Here is an 11,467-nt window from a genome sequence, read left to right as displayed (position 1 = left end):
TTCGTTGACTGTATAGTGCTCGCACACACACCATAATTTCACAATCTGCGGAGAAATAGCGCGAAACGCTTTATCCCGTATGCCGTACCAGAAACGGTTTTTCAAACGCTCGAACCAATTAGGCGGCACGGCGCTCTCTGCGCTCCGCTCGCACATAAGCCATAATTGCAAAGCGGTATATGGAGTTACGCTATTTTTTATCTGTATATCTACCGGCGCGCCGCTTTCGTTGTAATACTCGGTGAAATGCCGGTACTCCAACTCAAGCCCGTCAAGCTCCTGTTTTAAGCGCGACAATTCGTTTTTCTTGACGAGCATACGCTCAAGCGAAACAAACAGCGTCTGCAATTGCTGCCGAACGGCTGCGCCGCGCTCCGGCGACAGTTTCCACGCCAACAAATCAGGCAAGGGTTTCTGCGATTCGATAAACTCGCGCTTGTTGTCGGAGTTGCCGAGCAGCGCGGCAACGAAGCCCGCGTTATATTTCTGCAGCTTTTCAAGGATATTTGCCGTCGCGGAGTTGTTGCTTGAAACCGCCGCAACGCTTTCGCCGCGCATAATAGCGCAGGCGATAATGTTCAGTATCGTCTGCGTTTTGCCTGTTCCCGGCGGACCCTCTATGATAGAGAGCGGGCTTGACAGCGCATTTTCCACCGCCAGCTTTTGGCTGAGGTTGAAGCCGAACGGATACACCGTGTTGCCGACAGAATCCGTCCCGCGTATATCCAATTTTCCGCGCAGGAACGCCGACAGCATACTGTCTTTGCTGACAAAACCGATTTTGGCGTACCGGTTTGCGAGGATATTATTGCCGTCGGGGTCTTTCAGCCCGACCGTTTGCGCTATGCGGTACAGATATGCAAAGCATTTGTCGGCGTCGGGGTTTGCGAGTGCGGAGTCGACAAACCGCACACGGTGTGCCGCATAGGTATACGTTTTGCCGTTTGTGCCGTAGCTTATATCGACCGTGCCGCCGTTCCGTTGCCACAAGCGAATGGCGCCGGTTTTATCTTTGCCGTCGACGAATATCTGTTGCTTGTGCGGCAAATGCGTTCCCCTTGCGAGAAATTCGGCATAAAGATTCTCACCTATGGGCAAAGGCATAGGGGCGAGCCACGGTAAAAGCGGGCGGCAAATGGAGGAGTGTAGCGGCGCAACGCAAGCCGTGTGTTATATAAAGCGGGGTGTATACCATTTTTATAAGTTAAAATTCCAATTTAATTTTATTTCCTCTTTCATAATCTTGAATTTTATCTATTATTGATTTTTTGTGTTCTGCTCCGATAATAAATAGAGCGTTATTATAACAATGGCTTTTACTATGATCGTAAATATTTTTTACTATTTCATTCTCACGATTATCTGTAACTAATTGCCATGATTTATATGTGTTAAGCAACATTTTATCATTTAAAAAATTAATAACTTTTCTTCAATGAAACGTATTTTCTGTAATAGATCGCTGCATTCTAAACTATTGAGATATGGAAAACCTTGCTGACATGACAATATAAAATTCATTTTAACTAAATTGGTATATTCTTCGCTATTTTTAGATATTTTACGATGCATATAATCCGCATATTCTTTATGAATATCTGTTGTGTCATATGTATCAACTGGAATATGTATAACTTGATGGTTTTCTAAATACCGCATAAGTGTAATTGTTTCAAGCGAACAAACGGTTTGATTCTTATAATGTCCATTTTTATAATATTCATCGCCTGTTCTTGAAACATCAAATTCCTCAAATATTATTTCGGGATTTACTTTTTTAATAATATTATATAACTCTTTTGAGTTGCATTTTCCTATTTCTCTGTGCATTGTGCAAATCAAAGTTATATTATACATATAAACCTCACACTATTAATGATGTCAATTAGTCGCTATACTTATTTACGTGTATAAGCGCTGTGGCGCAAGTCGTGTGTTAGGAGAAGTGTTTTCTCTCGTTTTACAGCCGGTATTTTCTCTTTAAGTTTTCGATTAGTTTCCATAATTTGTAAGTTCAAAGTGTTCCGTTCCCAAAACACGCCGCTGGAATAACCTTGAATATTTTTATCTGTATTTGCTATTTCCAAACGTTTTTCTGCCCAGCAACAGTATTCTTCATTCATTTCGATGCCGAGATAGTGTCTGTTCAGTTTTTTTGCAACAACGGATGTTGTGCCCGAACCCAAAAAAGGGTCAAAAACAATGCCGTTTTCCGGACAGCTTGCCAAAACTAATTTTGCAATAAGTTTTTCCGGTTTTTGAGTCGGGTGGTCTGTATTTTCCGGCATTGACCAGTACGGAATCGATATATCGTCCCAAAAATTACTTGGACACGTTAATCGAAAATTGCCGTATGCCGTTTCTTCCCAATCTTTCGGTTTGCCGGCTTCACGATAAGGCGCGATAACACGCCTTTTTTGTTTCACCGCCTCAACATTAAAATAATATTCATCGCTTTTTGTTCCAAACCAAATATCTTCCGAGGCGTTTTTCCAGTTTGATTTTGCGCCTCGCCCTTTTTCCCGCTGCCACGTTATTCTGCTTCGCACTATGGTATAGTCGCGCATTATTTGATGCAAACAAAATGTGCTTTTCCAGTCGCCGCATATATACACGGACCCTGTTGGCTTCACTGTTTCGATGACTTTAGGGAACCATTTTTGTAAATAGGCTAAATACGATTCATCATCTGTTTTAGAAAATTTAAAACCGTTAAAGTCTTTGTCTAAATTATACGGCGGGTCGATAACAAGCAAGTCCGCAAAACCTTTCGGCAATTTATCCAATACAGACAATAAATCGCCGCAAAGTGTTTTATTGATTATTTGAGACAGCATTACGCTATCAACGGCGCGGACAAGCCTGCCCTTGTATTTCTGCCGTTCCGCGTCGGTGAGAGTTATTGTCCTGTTTTGCGGCGCCCGTTCTTTTTCCATAGTTTTTATAGGCTAAACTATTTTTTTACTCGTGTATAGGCGATAAAATGCTCAAAACCAACAGCAGGGTATTGTGCCCAAGGCTCAAGATTTATGCCGCCGCGGAGAGCGCCTGTCCCCGCAGCGGCATAAAGGTGTTCGGCGGTTTCTTGCTGTTTTTGCGCACAAAGGCGGCGCGTCCGGCTGCGCCGGAATTGCCCAAACCTGCGGCAAAAGGTATACCTTCTATGTTAAAAGGTGTACCTTCTATGTTAAAAGGTACACCTTCTGGGTTAAAAAAAGTACCTTTAGGGTTAAAAGGTATACCTTATACGCCGTAAGGTACACCTTTTGAGGCGTCTCTCTGTCGGGTTTCCTCAGGAAACTCGAACGTTCGGCAAAGCCGAACACCATATACGCCGCGAGTTTGCAGCACACAGGTCTAACTTTGAAGGAACTCGAACGTTGCCCGCGCGGGCAACGCAAATCACCCGAATAGCCTTCTCTTAAAAACAATGCCGAAAAATTCGCTCGCTTTGTCCAGTTTCATGATAATGCATTCCCTGCTTCGGGTCGCTTCCAAATCTTCGGGGAGTTCTTTTTTTAAGTTGACCGCGTCCCAGTGATTTTCTCCGGCGCTGTAGCGGAGTTCGTTCAGTTTTTTGTTTATGACGAAGGCTTTGGGGTTAGTTTTCCACGCGTCGCGGATAGTTTTTATGGCGTGGCTTCCGGTTATTTTTTCGTCGAAAAAGTCGTCTGTGGTGCGGAGGCGCACAAAGGCGCTGAGCGGGGACGAGGCGTATTCCGCAAACAGTTCGGCGAGCACCGCGGATGACAGGGCGAGAATGTCCCGACCGACGTCTGCGTCATCGTCGCTTCTGATTGCGCCGATGACCGCGTCTATGCGGTCAAACATACGGCGCAGGTATTCGCGGTAAAAGGCGGTGCCTATGCGCGTTTGTACCCGTTTCACCAGGTTGCTTTTTATCAATTCCGTGTTTTTGAGTCCCGCCTGCACGCGGCAGATTATGGTGCGCCGCACAATTTCCGGCGCCACCGCCTTTACGTCCTCATTCGCGCTGATTACCACCGCGGGGTACTGCAGCAGTCCGTCCAAGCGCCCGAACTCGTCGTTTTTAATGGTTTCGACGGCGTGGGCGCTGAACCGGTTTTGGGTCAGGTCGTCCACGACGATAGGCACCCCTTTCACGGTCCGCTTCAGTTGCTCAATATTGGAGCGGGTGAAATCCACGGCGTTCATCTTTGTTTTTTCACCGACCATCATCTTGACCAAGGTTTCCAAGAAACTGGTTTTTCCCGCCTTGCTTTGACCGTACACCAAACCGAACACCGGGTACGGCAGCAGGTTTTGATTGTTCAGTATCGCCTCATAGCGGAGGCGCGCCATAAAGGGGGTGGCGAAAAACCACACCGCAAAGTCGTAGTAGCGTTTCTGCAAAGACGCCGCGTCCCCGTGGAACTTTTCGTAACCCTGCATATATTTCAGAAAAAGCGCCGCGTCGGCGCCGACGCGCTCCTTGTCAGGGCGCAGGTCTAAGGTTTTGCCGTTGAGCGCCGCGGTTTTTGCCTCGCAGTCCAAAGTTAATTCGGGGAACACGCTGCCAAGCTCTTTCTCCTGTATCTTTGCGTTCTCAATGCGCCGCACGGTTTGCCGGATATGTTCCGGCAGCAAGGTTGTTTTCCCTGCCGCGTCCGGTTTCGGCATGAACGGCGAAAGTTTCGTCGCCAGATTCCGCACGTCGAGGGCGAAGCGCGCCTCTTCGCGGTTTTCCTGCGCCGGCTCGATGATGAGGGCTTTCTTTACTCTCAAGGTGTCGGCTATGGGCAGGACGCTGAGGCTGTCGCCGCTTTCATCGAGGCGGAGAGCCGTGACGCTAATCTCGTCTGAACTGTCGTCGCGCAAGCGCTCAAAGGAGGCGGCGTACCAGTCAAAAGCGGCGGACTCTTCCATATAGCACAGTTTTTCCCGCTGCCTGCCGGTGAAGGCGGCGGTTGACATATTGGCGCTGCCGATGATGACCCTCGTTCCGCCGTCCTTGTTTCTGAGCAGGTAGAGTTTTTCGTGAGATTTGTGCTCTCTCGCCACGAGGAGGCGCAGCGTGCCCGCGTCGATTCGGGAAACCAAGTCGATTTTGTTTTTCGCGGCGCTTTCTTTTATGCGTTCAACAGCCTTGTCTTGATAGGCGATGATTTCTTGCAAGGTATAGGACAGTATTTCGGAAAAACCGAAGATGATTTCAGCTTTTTCAAACCTGCCGACCAGTTTTGTCATGAAGTCTGTGTCTGAAGAATAGGTTATCGCCCGAAGCGTATCAAAGCCCTCAAAAAGTTCCTGCCACGAAAGGCGCAGCCCTTCGATAAAAGCGGCGTGCGCCACGTCGAGGGCGGTATCGGTTTCGGCGAATAAATCCACGGAAACACTGTAATATGGGCAAGGGGTTTATGCAAGGAAACGGGGACTCTTTTTCGGCTGCGCCTCCCTATAATAGGAAGACCTTTTCTGCTACAGGAAGGAGATTCTCCACTATGGTGTGCCTCCTCCCGCCACAGCGGCGCGACCTCCGACATTACAGCGGGAAGACTCCTCCCGCTGCGGCGGGAAACAGAAGCCTGTCTTTTTTATGCCCGGCGCTTGTTGCCCGAAAGAGGGTTATTTCTGCAAGCGTATCCGGGACGGTTTGACAAAGCAGCGCGGAAAATGTATATTGTTCTCACACACTATTAAATACGCAATTTTAATATGATTTACGAACGGAACTGTTAAGGAAGGCGCTATGACAAGAGAGTATTCGGGCATTCGGGAAAGCCGGACGCATACGGCAACGGTAACCGACTGGGGCGGCGAAAGCTGCCGCGGCGCGGGAAATTTCCGCGCGAACTGCATAGGGCAGGCGGACCGCACCTTCAGCCAGGGGCTGCAGTGCCAGCAAATCAACTCGATTAACGCGCTTCTGTCGCTGGCGGATTCGGCGTTCATCGTGCACGCGCCGATCGGGTGCACCGGCTGCTGCAGCGGGGCGAACGACGTGTACCGCGTAGGGCAGATGCACCGGGGAAACTATGCGGTCAAGAACGCGCGCATTCTTGCGACCAATCTGGACGAACGGGATATCATTCTGGGCGGCGAGCAGAAACTGCGGAAGGCTATCAGCCTTGCGTCCGAACGCTACAACCCCAAGGCGATATTCATATTCACTTCCTGCGCGTCGGGAATCATCGGCGACGATATTGAAGCTATCGTCGCGGACGCGCAAAAAAGCGCCGCGCCGCTTCTGGTGCCGGTGCACTGCGAAGGGTTCAAGTCGAAGGTGTGCGCGTCAGGCTATGACGCGGCGTTTCTGGCAATAGGCAAGTATATCCTGAAAGACGCGCCTAAGGGCGACACGATACCCGACCTGCTCAATTTGTTTGCGCCGCCGAGCGTGTCGTACCTCGACCAGCTTGAGATAGAGCGGATGCTCGGCGAAATCGGCATACGCATAAACTATATTCCTTTCTATTCGAGCTTTGAGAAACTCCGCACGATACCGAGGGCGGCTGCGTCTACGGCGATCTGCAAAGTGTTTGCCGACGAGTTCATGGTCGATTTGAAGGAAGAATACGGCATTCCGTTTTCGCACACGATTATGCCTATCGGTACCCGCAACACCGACAAATGGTACCTCGGCGTTGCGGAACTGTTCGGCAAGACGGCGGAGGCAAAGGCGTATATCGCCCGCCAGCGCGAACAGTTCGCCCCGCTGGTGCAAGACATTTATAACCGGCTGCACGGCAAGCGGGTGTTCATCTGCGGGGGCACGGGGCGCTCGTTTGCCGCCGCCGCGCTCATCAGCGACTTCGGCATGAAGCTGGTCGGGCTGGAAACGCCCACCTTCGACAACGACGCGCTCATAGACTTTGACTACCTCAACGGCGTTCACGGCAGCTATGAGGTAGACGTCGCCAATATGCAGCCGTTTGAGCAGGTAAACCTGTTGCAGAAGCTGAAGCCCGACGTGTTTGTCGGCGTGCCGTCGTGGGCGGCAAAGCTGGGCTTCCCGACCACCCACGTGCTCGATATGAAACGCCCCACGCTTGGTTATCGAAATCTGGTGTATCTGGGGAACAAAATGGCGTCTCAGCTTGAAAACCCCGGCTACAACAAACGGCTGTCCGCCCACGCAAGGCTTCCCTACCGCGACTCGTGGTACGAAAGCGACCCGTTTAAGTTTATCAAGCAATACTAAAGCATTGCTAAGGAAGGAATCATGGCGAACGTAGCAAGCGCAGCCGTATCAGACACAGTGCGGGTATCGGAGATATTGGAGAATCCCCACGGGAACTGCGCGTTGGGCGGGGTAAACGCCGCGCTTTCCGCGCTCAACGGGGCGGTGCAGATATACCACACGGGACCGGGCTGTTGTATGCAGACGACTGTGGGCGAAGCGGGGCAGGCGGGCGGACGGGTGCCGCTCATCTCCGGCGTGCAGATTCCCTGCTCCAACATGCTGGAGCGCGACGTGGTTTTAGGCGGGATAGAGAAGCTCGATACCCACGTGGCGGGCGCTATCGAAATCATTCGCGGGGACGCATACTTTATTCTGACCGGCTGCACGGCGGGCATAATCGGCGACGACGTGGAAAGCCTCGCCAAACGGTACCGCGATGCGGGGCACCCGGTGTACGCGGTGCAGTCAGCCGGTTTCTTGGGTGAAAGTTATCACGGCTACGAAATCGCAGTGAAGGCGCTGCTGGACAGCATTGTCGAGCCGGAGCCGCGCGAGAAACGGCAAGATTTGGTGAATGTGCTGGGAATCCTGCCGTACCACGACCCTTTCTGGGAAGGCAATTTTGAGGAAATCCGCCGCTTGCTCGGCAAGCTTGGACTGAAGGCGAATACTTTCTTCGGGCAAGACGAAGGCGTGAACGCGGTGCGTTCTTCGTCCCGCGCCGCGCTCAATATCGTGCTGTCGCCGTGGCTGTTGAAAGACGCTATGGAGGAGTATAAATCTCGCTTTGCCATTCCGGCGTTGCGTTTCCCGTTCGTTCCCGTCGGCGCGGCGGATACGGCGGCATTCCTGCGCGGCGTGGGCAAGGCGCTCGGTCGGGAAGCGCAGGCGGAACAGGCGATTGCGGAAGAGGAGCGGTATTTTTACCATTACCTCGAAAGCGCTATCGGCGTGCAAAGCTGGAAACGGTACGCAGTGGTGGGTGAATCGGCGAATGTGGCGGGGCTGACCCGTTTTCTGGCGAATGAATACAGTTTTGCGCCGGAGGTGAGCATCGTTACCGACCCGGTGCCCGTCGGCGAAGACCGCGAGTACCTTGCCGCCGCGCTCCGCGACTTGGACTATGCGAAGCCACCGGAAGTGGTGTTCACGGGCGACCAGTGGGAAATCAATCAGGCGCTGTCGCGCTTTCCGGAATTGTCGCTCGTCGTCGGCAGCACCAACGAGCGGGAATACGCGACGCAGCGGAACATTCAATTTTTGGTCGCCTCATATCCCAATACGGAGCGGCTGATATTCAACCGCGCTATTGCGGGTTATCGAGGGGCGCTCGCGTTTTTGGAAGACTTGTACTCCAACACGTAAATCATACGGCTGGATATGGAGTTTGAGAGAGGATTTTGTTCTATAACAGGAGAAACTATGGCGATTGATATTGAAGGAAGACTGAACGAGCCGACGGTAGGTACGCGGGAAAACCGACTGGGTTCTATTACCGGTTACAACGGCGACCTGCACGATTTGGTACACCAGTCGCGTTGCGGCACACTCCAAAATCGTGAGCGCTGCTTTAGCCAGTCAAGCATGTGCCTGTCTATGTGCGCTATCGGACAGTTGCAGGGGATACGCGACATTGCGGTGATTTACCACGCGCCGTCGGGCTGTTGTGCAACGGCGGCGGGCTCTAACACGCTCGCGCGGCAGATTTCCGGCCGAATCGGCGCGGTATACCGTTCAGTGCTTATCGGGAGCGACCTCGACGAGCGCGACACCGTATTCGGCGCGGTGGAAGCGGTGCGCAGCATTGCCCGCAAAGTGTATGCAGACTATCGCCCCAAAGCGATTTTTATCGCGAGCTCCTGCGTTACGGGGGTTATCGGCGAGGATATAGACAGTTTGTCCTCAGAACTGATGGCGGAACTAGGCGTTACGGTGGAGCCGGTGCATTGCGAGGGGTTCAAATCGCGCATCTGGGCGTCCGGATTTGACGTGTCTGACCACGCGGTAGTGCGGGCAATCGTCAAGCCGCCCAAAGAAAAACGCAACGTCGTCAACTTCAAAAACTTCTACGAAAGCGAGCGTCCGCAGATTACCGCTATGTTCGCCGAACTGGGCGTAAAACCGCAGTTTCTGTACATGAATTCGACGGTGGAGGAATTGGAACACCTGTCGGAATCCCTCGCTACCGTCTGCATCTGCGGCACGCTCGGTACCTATCTGGGGAACGCGTTGGAAGAAAAATACGGCGTGCCTTACGTCCGCACCATAAACCCTATGGGCATTGCAGGTTTTGAAGCGTGGTTCCGCGAGCTTGGACGCGTCATAGGTAAGTCGGCGGAAGCGGAGGCGTTTCTGGCACGGGAGCGGGCGAAGTATCTGCCGCAGATAGAGGAAGTTAAAAAAGATTTAGCGGGGCTGCGGGCGGTTATCGCAATGGGTCCGGGCTACACGTATGAGGTGGCGCGGGTACTTCAGGAACTCGGCATGACGGTAGTGTGGGCGGCGGCGTGGCACTATGATTATCAGTACGATAACAAAGAAGTGCCGCCCGCGCTGAATCACCTGAGGAGCCATTCACCGGACAATATCAAATTTAGCGTAGCGGATATGCAGAACTTTGAAGTATTGAATATCCTGCACCGGTACCAGCCGGATATCTATTTTTCACGGCACCCGGGGTCAACCGTGTGGGCAATCAAACAAGGCTTTGCCGCTATGTATGTCGCCGACGAGTACCTGATTTTCGGTTACAAAGGGACGCTGGCGTTCGCTAAAGCGGTTCGGGACACGGTGCGGAACCGCAGCTTTGAGAAGAACCTTGCGGCGCGGGTCAAGCTGCCGTATACGGACTGGTGGTATGCGCAACAGAATCAGGCGATGCTGAAAGAGGTGGTGTAATGGCGAGAATCCTCGACCAGCCGCGCTACAAGTGTGCGCTTGCGGCAATGCAGACGGTGCAGGCGATACCTCGCGCCATTCCTATCCTGCATTCCGGGCCAGGCTGCGGGGCAAAGCTCAACGACAACTCCGGCACGTCGGGGCTGTTCTCGCCGAACATATTCCCTTGTACCAGCGTGAGCGAGAAAGAGGTGATATTCGGCGGAACGGACAAACTGAAGGAGACTATCGAGAACGCGCTTAAAATCATAGACGCGGATATGTTCGTGGTGCTCACCGGCTGCACGTCTGAAATCATCGGTGACGACGTGGGCGAGGTGGTGCAGCAGTTTAAAAATGCTTCCAAGCCAGTGCTGTATGCGAATACACCCGGCTTTAGGGGCAACAACTACGAGGGGCACGACTGGATTCTGAAAGCGCTCTTCGAGCAATACTTGCCGCTGTCCCCACCGAAGAAACGAAAAGGACTGGTGAACCTGTTTGCGGGACCGCCGATGCAAGACCCGTTCTGGCTCGGCAACCTGCGGGAATTGGAATCTCTCGTCGCCGCGCTTGGCTTAACGCCGAATACCATATTCGGACACGGGCGCGGAATCCTCAATATAGACCGAATACCCGAGGCGGAGTTCAACGTGCTGGTGTCGCCGTGGGTCGGCATAGAAAGCGCGCGCTTTACAGCGGAACGCTACGGCGCGCCTTTGCTGCATTATCCCGTGCTGCCTATCGGCGCGTTTGAGACCTCTAAGTTCCTGCGAGCTGTTGGAGAGTTCGCCGACGTGGATACGGTTACTGTCGAGCGGGCGGTGAACGAGCGCGAGGCGGAGTATTACTACTATATTGAGCGGTATGCCGACATCTTCTTGGAACAGCGGATTATGTCCAAGCGATTTGTGACGGTGTCTGATTCGCAATACACGCTGGCATATACCAAATTTCTGGTCAACGACCTCGGCATGTACCCGACCACGCAGTACCTCACCGATTCCCCGCCGGAGCAATATCGCGACGCGATTACGGCGGAGTTCCGCAGGCTCAATTACGGCATTGAAGCGGAAGCGGTATTTGAGACCGAGTGCCGACAGATTCATGAGCGCATGAAGGCGACCGACTTCGGCGGGTACCCGCTCATTCTGGGCAGCAGCTGGGAACGCACCGTAGCGCAGGAAATACCCGGTCACTTCGTCAACATTTCATACCCTATGGTTGACCGCCTCGTCATAAACGGGCACGTGGCAGGGTATTCCGGCGGACTCAAACTGCTGGAAGATATCTACACGGTCGCGCGGGGAAAACTGGTGCTCTAGGTAGTGTGGACTGGATAGGGGAAAAGAGGTAAAATAGAAGCATGAAAAGAAATGAAGGCATTCACCGGCACGATATAAGCGACGAGGCGTGGGAACGGATAAAAGAACTGCTGCCCGGACA

9 protein-coding genes are annotated in these 11,467 nt (G+C 52.4%); 5 read left to right on the top strand and 4 right to left on the bottom strand.

The window, feature by feature from the left end; translation table 11 throughout:
* From AWU74_RS09140 to AWU74_RS09135, 3 genes are all read right to left on the bottom strand, one after another.
* On the bottom strand, nt 1-1,047 hold a 1,047-nt coding region (locus AWU74_RS09140), incomplete at its 3' end, for an AAA domain-containing protein (protein WP_187151003.1).
* A gap of 363 nt (nt 1,048-1,410) precedes the next feature.
* Nucleotides 1,411-1,857 (bottom strand): hypothetical protein, encoded by a 447-nt coding sequence (locus AWU74_RS11195; RefSeq protein WP_162505165.1) that lies wholly within the window; start codon nt 1,855-1,857, stop codon nt 1,411-1,413.
* Nucleotides 1,858-1,898: 41 nt separating this feature from the next.
* A complete protein-coding gene (locus AWU74_RS09135) occupies nt 1,899-2,936 on the bottom strand; it encodes a DNA-methyltransferase (RefSeq protein WP_062329022.1) in 1,038 nt (345 codons plus the stop codon).
* A gap of 47 nt (nt 2,937-2,983) precedes the next feature.
* Here AWU74_RS09135 and AWU74_RS11190 point away from each other — a divergent pair, with 47 nt between their 5' ends.
* On the top strand, nt 2,984-3,256 hold the full coding sequence (locus tag AWU74_RS11190) for a hypothetical protein (protein WP_162505164.1): 273 nt from the start codon (nt 2,984-2,986) through the stop codon (nt 3,254-3,256).
* A 146-nt stretch (nt 3,257-3,402) separates the two neighbouring features.
* On the opposite strand, the gene AWU74_RS09130 is transcribed toward AWU74_RS11190, so the two are convergent.
* Nucleotides 3,403-5,349, bottom strand: coding sequence for a phospholipase D family protein (locus tag AWU74_RS09130; RefSeq protein ID WP_062329019.1), 1,947 nt, complete (start codon nt 5,347-5,349; stop codon nt 3,403-3,405).
* A gap of 361 nt (nt 5,350-5,710) precedes the next feature.
* On the opposite strand from AWU74_RS09130, the gene AWU74_RS09125 reads away from it, so the two are divergent.
* The 4 genes from AWU74_RS09125 to AWU74_RS09110 are packed head-to-tail and all read left to right on the top strand — an operon-like array spanning nt 5,711 to nt 11,346.
* Nucleotides 5,711-7,162, top strand: a complete 1,452-nt coding sequence (locus AWU74_RS09125) for a nitrogenase component 1 (RefSeq protein WP_062329017.1) — start codon at nt 5,711-5,713, stop codon at nt 7,160-7,162.
* A 21-nt stretch (nt 7,163-7,183) separates the two neighbouring features.
* Nucleotides 7,184-8,509 carry a nitrogenase component 1 gene (locus AWU74_RS09120; RefSeq protein WP_062329014.1) on the top strand — a complete coding sequence of 442 codons (1,326 nt, stop codon included), beginning with the start codon at nt 7,184-7,186 and terminating at the stop codon, nt 8,507-8,509.
* Between the two features lie 57 nt (nt 8,510-8,566).
* Nucleotides 8,567-10,042: a nitrogenase component 1 gene (locus AWU74_RS09115; protein ID WP_062329011.1), complete on the top strand. Its 1,476-nt coding sequence runs from the start codon at nt 8,567-8,569 to the stop codon at nt 10,040-10,042.
* The gene (locus AWU74_RS09110) at nt 10,042-11,346 is read left to right on the top strand and encodes a nitrogenase component 1 (RefSeq protein ID WP_062329008.1); all 1,305 of its coding nucleotides are present in this window, start codon (nt 10,042-10,044) and stop codon (nt 11,344-11,346) included. The genes AWU74_RS09115 and AWU74_RS09110 overlap by 1 nt, the downstream gene beginning before the upstream one ends.
* Nucleotides 11,347-11,467 lie beyond the last annotated feature (121 nt).

It is taken from the genome of Treponema endosymbiont of Eucomonympha sp. (assembly GCF_001028545.1).
This window is presented reverse-complemented; position numbering and strand designations above follow the sequence as displayed.

Excerpts from the sequence above, each read along its gene's own strand:
- AWU74_RS09120 (WP_062329014.1), top strand. The coding sequence starts at position 7,184 with ATGGCGAACGTAGCAAGCGCAGCCGTATCAGACACAGTGCGGGTATCG.
- AWU74_RS09115 (WP_062329011.1), top strand. The coding sequence starts at position 8,567 with ATGGCGATTGATATTGAAGGAAGACTGAACGAGCCGACGGTAGGTACG.
- AWU74_RS09110 (WP_062329008.1), top strand. The coding sequence starts at position 10,042 with ATGGCGAGAATCCTCGACCAGCCGCGCTACAAGTGTGCGCTTGCGGCA.
- AWU74_RS09125 (WP_062329017.1), top strand. The coding sequence starts at position 5,711 with ATGACAAGAGAGTATTCGGGCATTCGGGAAAGCCGGACGCATACGGCA.
- AWU74_RS11195 (WP_162505165.1), bottom strand. The coding sequence starts at position 1,857 with ATGTATAATATAACTTTGATTTGCACAATGCACAGAGAAATAGGAAAA.
- AWU74_RS11190 (WP_162505164.1), top strand. The coding sequence starts at position 2,984 with ATGCTCAAAACCAACAGCAGGGTATTGTGCCCAAGGCTCAAGATTTAT.
- AWU74_RS09135 (WP_062329022.1), bottom strand. The coding sequence starts at position 2,936 with ATGGAAAAAGAACGGGCGCCGCAAAACAGGACAATAACTCTCACCGAC.